This is a genomic window from Leptolyngbya sp. FACHB-8 (assembly GCF_014695575.1).
Taxonomy (GTDB): domain Bacteria; phylum Cyanobacteriota; class Cyanobacteriia; order Elainellales; family Elainellaceae; genus Vacuolonema.
Genome location: NZ_JACJOO010000050.1, coordinates 1 through 16,438, shown reverse-complemented (window position 1 = coordinate 16,438; position 16,438 = coordinate 1). Strand labels below are relative to the sequence as shown.

The following is a 16,438-nucleotide window of genomic DNA, read 5'->3' as shown; positions in this document are numbered from 1 at the left end:
ACCATTACTGATTGTGACTTTTTGGAATCGGAGTAACCCTAACAATGACAAAGCGCACCCTGGAAGGAACCTCTCGGAAGCGTCGGCGTGTTTCCGGCTTCCGCGCACGGATGCGAACTGCAACGGGCCAGCGGGTCATTCGCGCACGGCGTCGCAAAGGAAGAGCACGGCTCTCTGTATCTGAGGGTTAAGTATTGAGTTGTCTGGGCTCCTTTTGAGGTAGGTATTCATCCGATAGCCACCAGACAGCACTCACGATGATCTCTGGATGGCTTTGTGGTGCTACCAAAAACCCACCGGCTCAGACGCCGAGAAGACTTTAATGCGGTTTACCAGGGTGGTCGGCGGTTTAGAAGTTCACACTTCACCCTGCTGGTACTGGTCGATTCCCCCGGTCGAGATGTTGAATCTTCAAAGCCCTTACCCTCCCGCTTCGGGATTTCTATCAGTCAAAAAGTTAGCAAGCGCGCTGTAGTGCGAAACCGCATTAAGCGGCAAATTCGCGCTATTTTGCGGGAATTTCTACCTCATTTGCAGGTAGGCCGACGACTGGTCATTAGCGTTCGACCCAATGCGGTTGGGTGCGAATACCAGGAATTTCTGAGAGAATTAAGAAAATTGCTGACGCAGGCTGAGGTGCTTGATGGGCATTCGTGAAGAGACGTTTTATGAAGGTGGCCCCCATGTTGGCGACCTGATTTTCAATATTCTCCTGGGCTTTACCGTGATTTGTCTTCCCCTGACGGTGGGTTCAATCGTCCGCGCCATCTGGTTGCGATACCACATTACAAGCCGCCGAATTTCGGTGACAGGGGGGTGGATGGGGCGTGATCGCTCAGACATCATCTACTCTGAAATCCGCCAGGTGGTTACCGTGCCCCGTGGCTTAGGGCTATGGGGGGATATGGTATTGACCCTGAAGGATGGCAGCCGCCTGGAACTGCGCGCAGTTCCTCGTTTTCGAGAAACCGCTGCTTATATCAACGAAAAGATTGGGGCGAAGGCTCCTGTCACCAAGGCAGGCTAATCGGGTCTTGGAGTCAATGGTCTAGTGGCCGACGGTCGCCCTGTCAAGGGGCGATCGCTCCCCCGGTAAGCAGGTAATTCCGATCGTTTAATTGTTGGGGATTCCGATACATTAGATTAGGTGTTATTGGTTTCCCAGAACCCCACACATCTCAACCCACCAGAGCACGCAGGATATAGATTAAGACACATGGATTTTGGCGTTAGCTTTCTTTCCAACAACGTAATGTTGCCAATCCTGGATTTCTTCTACGGGATTGTGCCCAGCTATGGTCTTGCGATCGTTGCGCTGACTCTGGTGGTACGGTTTGCCCTGTACCCCCTCAGCGCTGGCTCGATTCGCAACATGCGCCGAATGAAGGTGGCTCAGCCTGCCATGCAGAAGCGCATGAAAGAGATTCAGGAGCGCTACAAGGAAGAGCCGGCAAAGCAGCAAGAAGAGATGTCCAAAGTCTACAAAGAGTTTGGTAATCCTCTCGCAGGTTGCTTTCCAGTTCTCTTGCAGATGCCCATCCTGTTTGCCCTGTTCGCAACCCTGCGGGGGTCACCATTCTCTGATGTGCCTTACTCCGTAAACCTGCAAATTTTACCGAAAGAGCAGGTCGAACAGATCCAGCCTCAAGCCTTTACCTCTAAGCCTCAAAACATTTACGTTTCCGACGGTGTTCACGTCCCCGTTGCCGCTGTTATTCCCGGCGGAAGCCGATTGGCAGTCGGTGAGAAGACTCGGATTGATTTCCAGACCACAACGGGCAAACCCCTCAGTGCTGTAATTGAGGAGTATCCCGACACTGAAATTACTCCCAAGTGGACCGTTACCAAAGGGCAAGATCGCATCAACATTACAGAAGATGGTGTTGTTGAAGCGCTTCAGCCGGGTGATGTGACAATTCAGGGTAAAGTGCCTGGGCTTGCCTCCAATAAAGGATTCTTGTTCATCAAAGCGCTGGGCCGTGTTGGAGCTGTTGATCAAGCTACTGGTGCAATCAACTGGGATATCGTCGGGATGGTTGCCTTCTTCGGCATCTCTCTCTACGTCAACCAAATTCTTTCAGGTCAGACCCAGGGGCCAAACTCAAACCCTCAACAGGCGGCCGTTAACAAGTTAACTCCCATCCTGTTCTCGACCATGTTCCTGTTCTTTCCCCTGCCTGCGGGTGTGCTGATGTACATGAGCATCGCTAACCTGTTCCAGACAGCACAAACCTTCATTCTGTCGCGTGAGCCTTTACCGGAAAACCTGCAGAAGATTGTGGAAGAGGAAGAGCGCAAGTCCGGTAGTGGGGATTCGCGGGATGCTCTCCCGTTTGAACCCGGTCGCAAAAAGAAAGCTTCGTAAGGGTGTGACCCATGGACGACAAGGTTCAGCAAGGCGAGAGTTGGTTAGAGAACTTATTGCAGCTATCGGGGCTAGATGCCTCGGTGAAGCATGAAGCCGCTCATATGGCAGATGATGGGAGCTGTTGGATCGAAATTGATGCCAGCTCCCTGACTCCCGAGCAGATTCAAGCGCTAACGGGTTCCCACGGCGAGGTATTGGATTCTATGCAGTACCTCATCAATACCACTCTCAACTTGGGTAAGCAGGAAGGTAGCCAGCAGCCTTACACCATTGAGCTGAACGGCTATCGAGCACGCCGACAGGCTGAGCTCAAGCAGATTGCCGAAAATGCGGTAAATCGTGTCTTGGAGACAGGGGAGGAATACGAAATTCCTTCTCTGTCCTCTGCAGAACGTCGTCAGGTGCATACCTATTTGAAGGACTACGAACATATCAAGACGGAGAGTCGAGGCCAGGAACCGGATCGGCGTCTGGTGGTGCGTCGGCTCGACTAACAACGGAAGGTCGTCATCATGACTAGCATCCACATTCCCCGTCTGATTCACCTCCCGGATCAGACCGAACGGGTGGAGATTAAACAGCATCTCCTGGATTTGGAAACGCTTACCCCTGTGCAGGGCTTTGTAGAAGTCAGCCACCGGGGTAATTATTTAGACGTCAAGGGTCAGGCTGAAACGATTATGACTCTGACCTGCGATCGCTGTCTGCAACAATTCAACCACCGTCTTAGTATCAAAGCTTCCGAAATGATCTGGTTGGAGGAAGCGATTGACGAATCGCTTCTGGAGCCGGAACGGGAAGTCCTGATGGAAGAGCTAGTAGAGACGGTTTCACCTCAAGGCTACTTTGAACCAGAAACCTGGCTCTACGAACAACTTTGTCTTGAAATCCCCCAGCGTAAGCTGTGCGACTCCGAATGCCCTGGCATTGAGCTGAGCGATGAGCTACCTGAGGTTGAGACAAAGGTTGATCACCGATGGGCTTCTCTTGAAGCGTTGAAACGGCAAATCTCTAATTAATCGCAAAAGAGGGTAGGACTAAGTCCTACCCTCTTTTTTTGGACTGGAGCGTGTTTCAGAGCTGTCTGGAAGGTGTTTTTTTCGTGCAGAAGGCACACGAAAAAACACCCTTTAAAACATTTGGCTTAAGGATTTGAAAAAAAACTATGTCAGATAGTTAGGATGTTAGGGACGAATGGCTGTTCGCCCCAACTGCGCGAGCATTATCCTTTTCAGCAGTCGCCCTACGCCTTGTCATGAGCTTTAATCAGGAATTTGAGCTACTACTGCGTGCCCGCTACCCACTCATCTATGTACCAACCCGGGAAGAAGAACGAGTGGAGGCGGCGATCGCCCGCGTTGCCCAAGCCGGAAACCGGAGCGTTTATACTTGGGATTTTGTTGAAGGCTATCAGGGTAACCCCAACGATGCCGGATTTGCCCGTCGGAACCCTTTGCAAGCGCTTGAACTCGTCGAGAAACTTCCCGTTTCAGCTTCAGCCATCTTTATCTTGCGAGACTTTCAGCGCTTTCTTGAAGACGTGGCTGTGGCCCGTAAATTGAAGAACCTGACCCGCCTCCTTAAATCCCAACCCAAAAACCTGGTAATTCTCTCGCCGCAGATCACGATCCCCGATGACCTGAGTGAATTGCTGACTGTGCTAGATTTCCCGCTACCAGACTTCAACGAAATCAAAGGGGAACTACAGAACCTTTTAGCGTCTACAGGAGCATCCCTGGGGCATCGAGAGCTAGATGCCCTGGTGCGCTCCTGTCAAGGTTTGTCGATGGATCGGATTCGACGGGTGTTGGCGCGGGCGATCGCCGACCACAAAGCTATCCAACCCGACGATATTGAACTGATTTTGGAAGAAAAACGCCAATCTATTCGCCAAACCCAAATTCTTGACTTTTACCCGGCGACAGAAAAGATTTCTGACATCGGTGGCCTTGATAATTTGAAGGACTGGTTACTACGTCGAGGCGGCGCATTTTCGGAACGAGCGCGGCAGTATGGGTTGCCGCATCCTCGCGGGCTTTTGTTAGCCGGGATTCAGGGGACGGGGAAGTCGTTGACGGCGAAGGCGATCGCCCATCACTGGCACCTACCCCTGCTCCGGCTAGATGTCGGTCGGCTCTTCGCTGGACTGGTGGGGGAGTCTGAATCCCGTACTCGTCAAATGATCCAATTGGCTGAAGCACTAGCCCCCTGCGTGTTGTGGATTGATGAGATTGACAAAGCCTTCGCTGGGTTTGATGGACGCGGCGACTCTGGCACCACCAGCCGTGTGTTTGGCACTTTCATTACCTGGATGGCTGAAAAAACTTCGCCTGTGTTCATCGTGGCAACGGCGAACAACATCCAAGCGCTACCGCCCGAATTGTTACGCCGGGGCCGATTTGATGAAATTTTCTTCGTCGGTTTACCTAACCAGGAGGAGCGGCAGGAAATTTTCTCAGTTCATCTTTCCCGGCTGCGTCCTCATAATCTGCAAAGCTACGACTTGGAGCGATTGGCTTACGAAACCCCTGATTTCTCAGGAGCGGAAATTGAGCAAATCCTGATTGAGGCAATGCATATTGGCTTCAGCCAGAATCGCGATTTCACTTCAGACGATATCCTGGAGGCGGCCAGCCAAATTGTTCCACTGGCTCGCACCGCCAAGGATCAGATTGAATTCTTACAGGCCTGGGCCGCTGCTGGTAAAGCACGTATGGCTTCTCGAATGAGCAGCCAGATGATGGGCGGTGCTTCATTTCACTAAATCCGTTTGAAAAGTTGACTCTGCTTGTGCGTTGCACCAGTAAAATAACGTTTGCCAAAACTTTTCAAACGTTCTCTCAGGGAGAAAATCGATGGCCGGTGTGGCGAAATTCTTTTTAGGGTTTGTGTTGGCGATCGCCATCCTCTTCTTCGCAGGGGTGACGACCGCTCGTTATATGATTACCCGCCTAACTGCGCCACCGCCAAGGCCTGTTTTCCCAAATGATAATCCTATACCCCCGGAAGCTGAGGCATCCCCGAAGCCTTCAGCAACTCCGGCTCCTGAGGCTTCCTCAGAAGCGGCAGCCCCTTCTGCCTCTCCTTCCCCTTCTGTCTCTCCTTCCCCTTCTGCCTCTCCTTCTCCTTCCCCTTCTATGGCCCGAGCACGGGTAACGCAACCCATTGGATTGGTGCTGCGTTCTGATGCAAGCCAGTCATCTGAACAATTAGGTGGGGTTGATTTCAATACAGAAGTGGAAATTTTGGGTACTAGCCCAGATGGACAGTGGCAGCAGGTTCGTACAGCCGCAGGACAAGAGGGGTGGATTAAGGCAGGAAATACAGAAGCTATCCAATAGTCCTTTAATTTCCATTCTTTATAAAAACTCAAAGTCCTAATTTTGCGATCGCAAAGTGATAGCAAAATTAGGGCTTTTGAGTTTTTATAAAGAATTACTTGAGAACCAATTCAAGAACCCGGTTGTGGAAGAGCGTTATCGTACTGTGCTCTTCCACAACCGGATTCTTGAATAGGCTCTGAACGGAGTGAATGAGGGTGGGTACTATGAAACATCGTAAAGAAACATACTCAGACCAAATACTTGAAAATGCCTGGAAGCTAAGCTGCAAAGGGTTTTAGAAGTAGAAGAGATAAAGCCAGCAATGAAAGATTATCAAGAAACGTATCTATCCCTAAACCTTAGTTACAATGCCAACCTTTCGGAATACCCGGCTATCAAACGAATGGTAGGTTAAATGAGTAATTCGCTATACCTTTTAGCCGAGCCGCCAATAGCACGTATGTATAAGAACACGCGAAAAGATTGGGTTAGCGCCGCGCTGACGGCCTCCCTGGGAGCTGGTATCGCTACGACCTTTGCTGTGAGCCAGGGACAAAACCCCCTGATTGCGATAGGAATTACGGCCTTTGCAACTGTTGCGGCTCTTGTAATTGACCATTACGCCTAACAAGTTTGTAACTTCTGAGTAGTTAACTGCTCATAGTTCTGTAAAGCTACGTTTCAAGTCATGTGGATTCATCCCAATCGCTGAGCAGCCTACGCTCAGCGATTTTTTTCGTCATTTTTTAGGTATGAAGCGCTGTGCGCGTTGCTTGAGTACAGCAATGCGCACAGCGCCGCCCCGCCACTGCCCCTGTTGGAGCTGCTCCCCTAATTTCCCTTCCTCCCAACTGCTAGAAAATCTTCAGCACTTCCTATCCCAGCAAAATGAAACTAATCTAACCTCAGTTCGGGATAAGCTGAAGTGCTCATTTTGGCGTGCGCTTTGCGCACGCCAAAATGAGCGTTTTTGAGTGCCGCGCAACGCGCGGTACTCGAAAACGCCCGCTGAGGTGATTACTCCTGGATGTACCCTCACTGTGAAGAAGCTGGAGGGCCAGATGCAGTTGCATAGCGATCGCCAGGGGCGGGTGTTTCGCCTTGAGACTCTGCCTGGTGTGGACGTACCACCCAGTAAGCCAGTGCCCCGAGCAGGGGAATGAACGCCAGTGCAGTGAATGCGGTTGGATGTTTCACAGAGCGACGGCGCATGTCATCCTGCATCAGCGCCGGAAAAAGCAACCACAACAAGCAAAAATCCAGGCTCATCACATGGATAAAACGGCGGGTTTGCCATTGATGGGCAAAATCGCTCCAGTCTCCCAGGGTAAGGCCGTAGAGTACCAGGGGAATGGTGCCCAAGGCGATCGCCCCTGCCGTCCAACGTGAATCAAGCAGCTTCAGAATCAGGCTTTTCTGACCAGTAAACGGTTGGCCTGGTTTGCGTAGAGCCAGGTACGGTAGGATAGTAAAGGCCCCAACCCCAAAAGAGCCAATCGTGAAGGGGTAAGCTTTCACCGTTTGACCGCGTCCATCAAACAGCATCACGGCTGCATAAATCATCGGCCAGATACCCATCACATTAAACAGCGACACGATGAGTGGATTAATCCCATCCCATTGCCCTGTAGAAAGGCGCTTAATTAGGGAAAAAGTTTCGCTGGGGTTGTCAGGGGGAGCCAAAAAGAAGGCATAAACAATCAAGCCAACCCAAACGAACCAGAAAAGACGGGGATTAATCATAACGTCCGATGAAGACAGACTTTGTAAATGACTCTTTTAAGATTTGCAGGTCTTTGAAGATTTGTGAATAGGCCGAAATAAGTACAGCATTGGATGAGAAGGCTTATTTTTTTTGATAAAAGGTTATCAAAAATCTAACCTTGCATTTACACATTACCTATCGCTCTACGCAGAGAAGTTCAATTTTGAATTTTTCGCAATTGAAAATGCAGCTAAATAAACATTTTCAGTGAATTAAATGACCGTTGAAGAAGCAGAGATAGGTAGCCTGCAATCTCTCTCAATAGGGGTGCTGCGATCGCCTGAAACCCTTTCCAGCAGAAGAGGTAAGGACTTTCAGCTATTGGTAATTTGAAGAGAAGCAGGAATTACGACGGAGCTCAAGGAAGGTTTAACTATGGTGAACGCCAACAATAACCCCCAATATGATCCAATGCTCGACCCAACCGTAGATCCCATGATGGATCCGATGTTAAATGTAGATACGGTGAACGGCGAGCTTATGGACAACACTGTTATCCAATCTAGTGATATGCAGTCGGGCGAAGATTTGACAGAAGAGCAGAAATCGAAGCGCCATATCGCTGCTGAGGCCATCGGGGCTGCAGGCGGTGGTGTTGCTGGAGCCGCCATTGGTAGCATGGTTGGTGGCCGTCTGGGAGCCGCTGTGGGTGCAGTCGGTGGAGCGCTCGCTGGTGCAGCCATCGGTGACCAAGTAGCCGAAAATCTGGATCAAAAACTGGATACCGCAGTTCACGCTGTAGAAGGTGCTGTGCAGGACGTGACCCACCGTGTTGAAGGGGTTGTTGAAACCGTTCAACATAAGGTTGAAGAGGTCGACCTGAAAGGAGCGGTTAGCACCGTTCAGCACAAGATTGAAGAGGCTGATGTACAAGGCATTAGTGCTTCCGTTCAACACAAGATTGATGAGGCTGATGTACGGGGTGTAACCAGCACTGTACAGCAAAAGATTAACGAAGTAGATGCACACGGTGTTGCCGAGTCCGTCAAGCACAAGATCGATGAAGTGGATGCCCGTGGCGTTAGTGAATCCGTCAAGAGCAAGATCGATGAAGCGAATGTAGCTGGTGTTTCTAACGCCGTGCAGCGCAAGATTGAGGATGTCGATACCCAGGGTATCGGTGAGTCTGTAAAGGGCAAAATCAATGAAGCGAATGTAGCCGGTATCTCCAACACGGTACAGCGCAAGATTGATGACGTCGATACCCAGGGTATCGGTGAGTCTGTGAAGGGCAAAATCAGCGATGTTGATACCCAGGGCATTGGTGAGTCTATCAAAGGCAAAATCAGCGATGTCGATACTCAGGGCATTGGTGAGTCTGTCAAAGGCAAAATCAGTGACGTCGATACTCAGGGTATTGGTGAGTCTGTAAAAGGCACCGTTGATGAAGCTCGAGGAAAAATTGCGGGCCAATCCAACGATCAATCCCCCGAACCTTATGCGGCTCCCATCTACTCCAGCAGTATGGATATGGATGTTGAGCGTGACCCCTTTGCTACACAACCTCCCATCGATCCTCTAATGATGTCAGCTCCCATGTTGGGTAGTGAGTCTAGTATTGGTTCCGACCCCATGATGGGTATTGATTCAACGGATTACTCAAGCTCTGATCCGCTGGTTGGAATTGAATCAACCGATTACTCTGATCCCATGATCGGAATTGAACCGTCGGCCTATTCTGACCCTATGCTTGGCATTGATCCACTGACCACATCGGAACCGACTCCGATGATTGACCCCATGACCGGCGTTGATCCAATGTTCATGCCTGACTTGGAAGCTTCCTCCGATCGCTCTGAAGAAGAGCGGCGATATGGGCAAGACTAAGGTTGTAGTGTTCTAACCTACAACGAACTAAAGTTGGTGGGCACTTTGTGCCCACCAACCGTACCTTCAAGTTGAAAACCCTTGTGGTAGGCGCGCTACATGCGACGTACTTACCGCAAGGGTTTTGTTCTGGTTTTTTGTGCAGATTTACCTGTTTCAAACATGTGAATGGGGTGTAGTGAAAGGGGCACTTTATGACTCTTTTACTACACCCCATCTATACGACGGAACACTACCAGCTACTAATCTATGTGAATGAAAGTACCCGATTGGGGGATAGTACGGGCTGAAATGCGTGTTATACTACATTTTGTAGTATAAGTGTTTTAACAATGAAGTTAGTTCCTTGTCGCTAACCTAGATTTTGATCTCCCGGCTGGTGTATCCGGTGCCTATTTATATACCGTCGGGCTGTCTCCACAATCGGTTAGCGATTTCTTGCTTCGCTGCGCCGCAGTCCAGCGCTACAAGGACTGCTCCGTACTCACAAGAAGGAGCTAATTTATGTCGAGAACTCCCATTCTTCAGGCGAGTCACTTAAGCTATGAACTCGCTACGCTGCGGACGCTGTTTAGTGATGTTGCGGTGACAATATGTGAGGGCGATCGCATCGGTCTCATAGGCCCCAACGGTTGCGGCAAATCTACCCTGCTTCAGCTGCTCGCAAAGCAACAAATTCCTGCAGCTGGAACCGTTAGCACAGCTGTTAATGTTTACTACTTGCCCCAGATCAGCACTCTCCAACCCAGCGATGAATCTGTAATCGATTGGCTTAACCGGGCAACCGATGAATGGTGGGCGGTTACAACTCTATTAATGGAGCAATTTACTACAGAGCTTTCCCTTACACAGCCCATCCGGAGTTTAAGTGGGGGGGAATGGACAAAGCTATGGCTCGCGCTGGCTTTATCAAAGCAGCCGGATATCCTGCTACTCGATGAACCCACTAATCATTTGGATCTGCTGGCTCTGGAGCAGTTGCGTGTAGCTCTAAATCGGTTTACTGGAGCTTTTGTCATTGTTTCCCATAAGCCGTTTTTTCTGGATCAAGTGGTGAACACCATCTGGGAGCTGACTCCTGAAAAACTTCGAGTTTATGGCGGAAACTACTCCTTTTACCGTGGCCAGAAGGAAACAGACCATGAGGCAACCCTGCGAACCTATGAAGTAGCGCGTAAGGAGTTGAAACGGGCAACAGCCGCAGCTCTACAAGAGCAGCGACGGGCAGCGCAATCTCGCCGACAGGGGCTAAAACAGGCGGGAAGTATGCCCAAAATTCTTGCCGGGGCTAAGAAGCGACAGGCTGAGGTGACAGCCGGTACCGCCCAGAAGAAGTACGAAGCAATGGTTCAAGCAGCCCAGCAAAAGGTAACTGAAAGCAAAATTAAAACCTCTAAAGCGACTCGGGTTCAACTAAATGAGTGCAGTCAGAAACGGAAAAACCTGCTCTCAATTCAAGGGGCAGATCTGCAAGTGGGCGATCGCCCTCTCATCTCTCAAATCCAACTCCAGGTACGGTCAGGCGATCGCATTGCTATCACGGGCGCAAATGGTTCTGGAAAATCAAGCTTGGCCCAAGCCATTTTGTTTGACAGTGCTCCTGCCCAGCTGACGTCGGGTGAAGTCACAAGGTCAAGCGCGATGAAAGCGGTTTATTTGGATCAGAGCTACAACCTGATTGACCGCCAACAGACTGTGCTGGAAACCATGCAAAACGCAAACCCTAATCTCAGCTATCAAGTGGTGCGGCAGCAGTTGGGGCATTTCCTATTCTTTGGCGATACGGTACACCAACCAACATCGGGCTTAAGTGGCGGGGAGTTGGCCCGGTTAGCGATCGCCGTCATCAGTATTTCCGAAATCGACTGGCTCATTTTGGATGAACCAACCAATAACCTGGACCTGGACACGGTCGATGCCATGATTGATGGCCTCAACGAATTTCAAGGGGCTCTCTGGGTGATTTCCCATGATATTCATTTTCTCAGCCGCATTGGATTGGAGCAGGCCTACCATGTGGCCCATGGAAAACTCCATTTCCTCGTTCATAGCCCCGATGATGCGGATGCCTATTACCAGGAATTACAACATGGCTTCTAGAGCGCGTTTTTAAACCGCTGAAAGGTTGTTTTTTCGTGCGCGAAGTGCACGAAAAAACAACCTTGTAAATATAGGCTCTAATTAGTCACGCATCCCGCCATTTGCCCTTCTCAAAGCTTTACTGTCTGGGACCACTGAGTGTTCGTCCTTCCAGCATTTATGAACGGAATTTAAAGGAACGCGCTTGCTGGGCCATAGAGCATTATTGTGTAGTTTTCCATCGACTATCCTTAAACTGGGGTTAAAGCGCTAAAATCCTATCGACTTACCGGGGTATAATAAGAGGATGTCCCTGGTATAGGCGATCGCATTCCTGAAGCGCAGCCGATTTTGAGTTGCAGGTTTTGGGCGATCGCAATGTAGGGGCAATTACTATTCCCATCCCAAGGCATTCTTTTCCAGGGCCCATCCGTAATCGAAGAGGACTTTTCCATGGCTATTGCAAACGACGTTACAGAGCTCATTGGTCATACTCCACTGGTGCGGCTCAACCGCATTCCCCAGTCTGAAGGGAGTGTTGCCCAAATTGCCCTCAAGCTAGAGGGTATGAATCCTGCTGCCTCTGTCAAAGACCGCATTGGTTACGGCATGATTCAGGCTGCAGAAGAGGCAGGACTGATTAATCCAGAAACGACCATTTTGGTCGAACCAACCTCTGGTAATACCGGGATTGCCCTGGCTATGGTTGCTGCCGCCCGTGGGTATCGCCTGATTCTGACCATGCCCGAAACCATGAGTTTGGAGCGGCGAGCGATGCTCCAGGCCTTTGGAGCCCAGTTGGAACTGACTCCAGGTAGCGAAGGTATGAAGGGAGCCATTCGACGGGCTGAATCAATCGTGAACTACTTGCCTAATGCGTTTATGTTGCAGCAGTTCCGCAACCCTGCCAATCCCAAAATCCACCGGGAAACGACCGCTGAAGAGCTGTGGAATGACACCAATGGCGAGATTGATATTCTCATTTCTGGTGTTGGTACAGGCGGCACGATTACAGGGGTAGCCGAAGTGCTGAAGCAGCGTAAACCTGGTTTTCAGGTGGTTGCTGTTGAACCGGCCAATAGCCCAGTTCTGTCAGGTGGGCAGCCTGGACCCCATAAGATTCAGGGAATTGGGGCTGGTTTCGTTCCCGATGTCCTGCGGGTAGATTTGATTGATGAAGTCATCTCTGTAGTGGATGATGAGGCGATCGCCTTTAGCCGCCGCTTAGCGCGAGAAGAAGGTTTGCTATCAGGCATTTCGGCAGGAGCTGCGCTAGCCGCTGCCATTCACATTGGTAAGCGTCCTGAGAATGCGGGTAAGTTGATCGTTGCCATTCAACCAAGCTTTGGCGAACGTTATCTCAGCACCGTACTTTTCCATGATCTACCACCCGTTCAAGTAGCAGACCTGGGGCCTCTTAAGCAAGAACTAGCTCCTATTTCCTGAGATTCAATGTTTGTTTAAAGAGATGTTAGGGAAACGAATTCTAACAGCTACTTTGAAGGTGTATTTAGAACACCTACTAACATCATTACTCGGTAACATTTCTGCAATTTCCATTGTGCCAATGTATCCTGGAATTTGATTTTTCTGTTCCACTTTTTAAAGTGAATATTGATAGCTAGAGCTAATCTAGCTATCAATATTCATTGCACAATGGTCATCTGCACAACTGATCCAGATTGTATGAATTCATGCCGTCATTTGTTAATACAAATCGGGCATAGCCATTTGTCTTCATGTGAGAGTTTCTCAAATTGGGATACTCCGATGTATAGATTCTGAATGAGAGCACTAATCTACACAAACTAATGGAGTGGTATTGCTGCTCCATTAGTTTGTGTAGATTAGAAGCTCCTTTTATTAAGAAATGAGCTGTATTTTTCTATCTTTTTAGAATTGACTATATTGTTATCCTTGTTGCTAAGTTTTTTGGGCAACACACTGTACAATCCCTTCGTTAGCCTGCAGTCAATTCAGTTATTCAACGTTCATCATGACCTCCTCCTACCGCTACGAAACGCTTCAAATTCATGCGGGACAAGAACCGGCTCCCGGTACTAATGCCCGTGCAGTGCCCATTTATCAAACCACCTCTTACGTCTTTGATGATGCGGATCACGGGGCGCGGTTGTTTGCCCTTCAAGAGTTTGGCAACATCTACACCCGCATCATGAATCCCACAACGGATGTATTTGAGAAGCGGGTCGCTGCCCTGGAAGGAGGAGTCGCTGCCCTGGCTACTTCCAGTGGTCAAGCCGCACAGTTTTTAGCCCTCAGTACTATCGCTCAGGCAGGAGATAATATCGTCTCCACCAGCTATCTTTACGGCGGTACTTATAACCAATTCAAAGTGACGTTGCCCCGTTTAGGCATTGATGTCAAGTTCGTAGAAGGTGACGATGTCGAGTCCTTCCGACAGGCGATTGACGATCGCACCAAGGCTATTTATGTCGAGAGCATCGGTAATCCTCAGTTCAACGTCCCCGACTTTGCAGCCCTGGCTCATGTCGCCCATGAAAGCGGCATTCCACTAATCGTAGATAACACCTTTGGAGCGGCAGGTTATCTGGTGCGTCCTATTGATCATGGAGCTGATATCGTTGTGTCCTCAGCTACCAAATGGATTGGTGGACATGGAACTTCTATTGGTGGTGTTATTGTCGATTCCGGGAAGTTTGACTGGGGCAATGGTAAGTTCCCCGTTTTTACGGAACCTGCTCCGGGCTACCATGGCCTCAATTTCCAGGAAGTATTTGGTCCAAACGGCCCCTTCGGTAACATTGCCTTCATCATTCGAGCACGGGTGGAAGGACTGCGTGACTTGGGGCCTTGCCTCAGTCCTTTTAATGCCTTTTTGCTGCTTCAAGGCTTAGAAACCCTTTCCCTACGGGTCGATCGCCACGTGTCGAATGCCCTGGAATTGGCCCAGTGGCTACAACAACAACCCCAAGTGGCCTGGGTAAATTACCTGGGTTTACCAGAACACCCCTATCACGCCCGTGCCCACAAGTATCTCCGTCATGGCTTCGGCTGTGTGCTGAACTTTGGCATTAAAGGTGGTCTAGAGGCGGGTCGTGCGTTTATCGATCAGGTCAAACTTGCAAGCCATCTGGCTAACGTGGGTGATGCCAAAACTCTGGTTATCCACCCTGCTTCCACAACCCATCAACAGTTAAGCGAAGCTGAGCAGAAATCGGCTGGGGTAACACCCGATTTAATTCGCGTTTCAGTGGGCATTGAGCACATTGATGACATTCGAGAAGATTTTGCCCAGGCGTTTGCGGCGATCGCTCAAGGTTCATGATTTACAGGCATTTGCTTTCCCCTGAAACTCAGGTTCACACTATCGCAGAACCCGTACTGCTGGAGTCCGGCGTTTCCCTGCCTCAAGTTGAAGTGGCCTATCGTACCTGGGGTAAGCTAAATGCCAGCGGCGATAATGCCGTGCTGGTATGTCATGCTCTTACCGGTGGAGCCGATGTCGACCAATGGTGGGCACCGCTGCTAGGCCCAGGGTGCTGTCTCGACCCTGAACAGGACTTTGTGATTTGTAGCAACATCTTGGGAAGCTGCTATGGTACGACCGGACCAACCTCCATCGCTCCGAACACAGGGCAGTCTTATGGCCCTACCTTTCCTGCTATCACTGTGCGCGATATGGTGCAGGTACAGGCCCGTTTGATACAGGGCTTAGGGGTACGATCGCTCCGCATGGTTATCGGCGGCTCCCTGGGCGGAATGCAGGTTCTGGAATGGGCCTTGCTCTACCCTGAAATGGTGCAATCTTTAGTTCCAATTGCGACATCAGGCCGTCACTCTGCCTGGTGTATTGGGCTCAGTGAGGCCCAACGACAGGCAATCTACACGGATCCCAATTGGCAGGGGGGCTATTATGAGCGCGATCGCCCCCCTGCTAAAGGCTTGGCTGTTGCCCGCATGATGGCCATGAGCATGTATCGCTCTTGGGCAAGTTTTGAGGATCGGTTTAGTCGTCAATTGGCTCAAGATGTTGCAGAAGAACCATTTGCCGTTATTCGCTATCTCCATCACCACGGAGATAAGTTGGTAAATCGCTTTGATGCTAATACTTATGTCACTTTGACCCAAGCTATGGATCGTCATGATGTAGGGCGCGATCGCGGTGACTATGCTGCAGTCTTAAACTGTATCCACCAGCCTACCCTTGTCGTAGCGATCGACTCCGATGTTCTCTATCCCCCTATGGAACAACAGGAACTAGCAACCTATATTCCCAATGCCGAATTAGTCTGTATTTCCTCCCGCCACGGGCACGATGCTTTCTTGATTGAAATGGATGTACTCAACAGTCACATCATGCAGTTTCGCCAAACCCTAACAACCCAGAACAAAGCTATCAGCTCAACACGCTAGAAATTGTTTCTTACCGTCCGCTGATTGGATATATCTCACATCCCAAAACTTTAATTCTGCCACCTCTTCATGGCGGTAGAATTGGAGTCTTGGGTTTTGGTAACTGTGCCAACCTAATTACTAAAAAATCCTATTTCACCTTTCGCTGGCTGCTCTGTCAATACAACTGTCGATCTGGGTCTATTGATTGTTACCGCTTGCTTGAGCAGTCTGACTACCCAAGCGTGCAAGTTGCTGACTCTCTCCAATAACTGTCGTCTCTGGTTACCAATCGTAGTGAGATGCACCTGATACTGGGTTCCCAGTTCAGAAATTTTTCTCATCTCGAACAACTTGTCCTCCAATTCAGGACTGTATTGCTTGCATTTTTTGCTCGTGGATCACCCCTATCATGACTTCGAGTGGTTCAGAGCTGAGCCCTCTGTCCAATTCTCGGGACCCTTGCACCTAAAGCTGGGAGATTGGTTAAAAAGCTTGATATGAGGGATTTAGGAGATATTGGAGCAGGAATTTTCGAATTTTTTGAGAAAAGGGGTTTACAAAGTTGCATGGAACTTGTTACATTGGCAAAGCGCTGGAAGAGGTGACCCACACATCAAGCGTCCTGAACAATAGCCAAGCGCTATGGGTAGTGAAAACATCCTTTAGTAAGTTCGGTTAAACTCACCACAAATGAGGAAG

At 49.8% G+C, this 16,438-nt stretch carries 16 protein-coding genes; 14 read left to right on the top strand and 2 right to left on the bottom strand.

From position 1 onward, the window contains the following. Positions 1 to 44 precede the first annotated feature (44 nt). The 9 genes from rpmH to H6F91_RS11245 all read left to right on the top strand — a co-directional run bounded on the left by rpmH (position 45) and on the right by H6F91_RS11245 (position 6,319). Positions 45 to 191 (top strand): 50S ribosomal protein L34, encoded by a 147-nt coding sequence (gene rpmH, locus H6F91_RS11285; protein WP_190771202.1) that lies wholly within the window; start codon positions 45 to 47, stop codon positions 189 to 191. A gap of 85 nt (positions 192 to 276) precedes the next feature. Then, positions 277 to 657 carry a ribonuclease P protein component gene (gene rnpA / locus H6F91_RS11280; RefSeq protein ID WP_190771201.1) on the top strand — a complete coding sequence of 127 codons (381 nt, stop codon included), beginning with the start codon at positions 277 to 279 and terminating at the stop codon, positions 655 to 657. Further along, the gene (locus H6F91_RS11275; protein WP_190771200.1) at positions 644 to 1,027 is read left to right on the top strand and encodes a PH domain-containing protein; all 384 of its coding nucleotides are present in this window, start codon (positions 644 to 646) and stop codon (positions 1,025 to 1,027) included. The genes rnpA and H6F91_RS11275 overlap by 14 nt, the downstream gene beginning before the upstream one ends. A gap of 189 nt (positions 1,028 to 1,216) precedes the next feature. Beyond that, the gene (gene yidC / locus H6F91_RS11270; protein ID WP_190771199.1) at positions 1,217 to 2,365 is read left to right on the top strand and encodes a membrane protein insertase YidC; all 1,149 of its coding nucleotides are present in this window, start codon (positions 1,217 to 1,219) and stop codon (positions 2,363 to 2,365) included. A gap of 11 nt (positions 2,366 to 2,376) precedes the next feature. Beyond that, a complete protein-coding gene (locus H6F91_RS11265; protein ID WP_190771198.1) occupies positions 2,377 to 2,862 on the top strand; it encodes a R3H domain-containing nucleic acid-binding protein in 486 nt (161 codons plus the stop codon). An 18-nt stretch (positions 2,863 to 2,880) separates the two neighbouring features. Next, a complete protein-coding gene (locus H6F91_RS11260; protein ID WP_190771197.1) occupies positions 2,881 to 3,387 on the top strand; it encodes a YceD family protein in 507 nt (168 codons plus the stop codon). A gap of 236 nt (positions 3,388 to 3,623) precedes the next feature. Beyond that, entirely contained in the window at positions 3,624 to 5,132 is a 1,509-nt protein-coding gene (locus H6F91_RS11255) for an AAA family ATPase (RefSeq protein ID WP_190771196.1), read from the top strand. 91 nt (positions 5,133 to 5,223) lie between these two features. Continuing rightward, on the top strand, positions 5,224 to 5,709 hold the full coding sequence (locus H6F91_RS11250; protein ID WP_190771195.1) for an SH3 domain-containing protein: 486 nt from the start codon (positions 5,224 to 5,226) through the stop codon (positions 5,707 to 5,709). A gap of 442 nt (positions 5,710 to 6,151) precedes the next feature. Beyond that, positions 6,152 to 6,319 carry a hypothetical protein gene (locus tag H6F91_RS11245; protein WP_190771194.1) on the top strand — a complete coding sequence of 56 codons (168 nt, stop codon included), beginning with the start codon at positions 6,152 to 6,154 and terminating at the stop codon, positions 6,317 to 6,319. Positions 6,320 to 6,726: 407 nt separating this feature from the next. Here the strand turns inward: H6F91_RS11245 and H6F91_RS11240 are convergent, their stop codons facing one another. Continuing rightward, on the bottom strand, positions 6,727 to 7,434 hold the full coding sequence (locus H6F91_RS11240; RefSeq protein WP_190771193.1) for a DUF2834 domain-containing protein: 708 nt from the start codon (positions 7,432 to 7,434) through the stop codon (positions 6,727 to 6,729). A gap of 397 nt (positions 7,435 to 7,831) precedes the next feature. Here H6F91_RS11240 and H6F91_RS11235 point away from each other — a divergent pair, with 397 nt between their 5' ends. Both H6F91_RS11235 and abc-f read left to right on the top strand, forming a co-directional pair. Beyond that, positions 7,832 to 9,283, top strand: a complete 1,452-nt coding sequence (locus H6F91_RS11235) for a glycine zipper domain-containing protein (RefSeq protein WP_199307768.1) — start codon at positions 7,832 to 7,834, stop codon at positions 9,281 to 9,283. 504 nt (positions 9,284 to 9,787) lie between these two features. Beyond that, positions 9,788 to 11,383, top strand: a complete 1,596-nt coding sequence (gene abc-f / locus H6F91_RS11230; RefSeq protein ID WP_190771192.1) for a ribosomal protection-like ABC-F family protein — start codon at positions 9,788 to 9,790, stop codon at positions 11,381 to 11,383. 257 nt (positions 11,384 to 11,640) lie between these two features. On the opposite strand, the gene H6F91_RS11225 is transcribed toward abc-f, so the two are convergent. Next, positions 11,641 to 11,817, bottom strand: coding sequence for a hypothetical protein (locus H6F91_RS11225; protein WP_190771191.1), 177 nt, complete (start codon positions 11,815 to 11,817; stop codon positions 11,641 to 11,643). On the opposite strand from H6F91_RS11225, the gene cysK reads away from it, so the two are divergent. The 3 genes from cysK to metX all read left to right on the top strand — a co-directional run bounded on the left by cysK (position 11,816) and on the right by metX (position 15,757). Then, positions 11,816 to 12,808 carry a cysteine synthase A gene (gene cysK, locus H6F91_RS11220; RefSeq protein ID WP_190771190.1) on the top strand — a complete coding sequence of 331 codons (993 nt, stop codon included), beginning with the start codon at positions 11,816 to 11,818 and terminating at the stop codon, positions 12,806 to 12,808. The two genes, H6F91_RS11225 and cysK, sit on opposite strands and share 2 nt — an antisense overlap. 550 nt (positions 12,809 to 13,358) lie before the next feature. Then, positions 13,359 to 14,669, top strand: coding sequence for an O-acetylhomoserine aminocarboxypropyltransferase/cysteine synthase (locus H6F91_RS11215; protein ID WP_190771189.1), 1,311 nt, complete (start codon positions 13,359 to 13,361; stop codon positions 14,667 to 14,669). After that, positions 14,666 to 15,757 (top strand): homoserine O-acetyltransferase, encoded by a 1,092-nt coding sequence (gene metX, locus H6F91_RS11210; RefSeq protein ID WP_190771188.1) that lies wholly within the window; start codon positions 14,666 to 14,668, stop codon positions 15,755 to 15,757. The genes H6F91_RS11215 and metX overlap by 4 nt, the downstream gene beginning before the upstream one ends. Positions 15,758 to 16,438 lie beyond the last annotated feature (681 nt).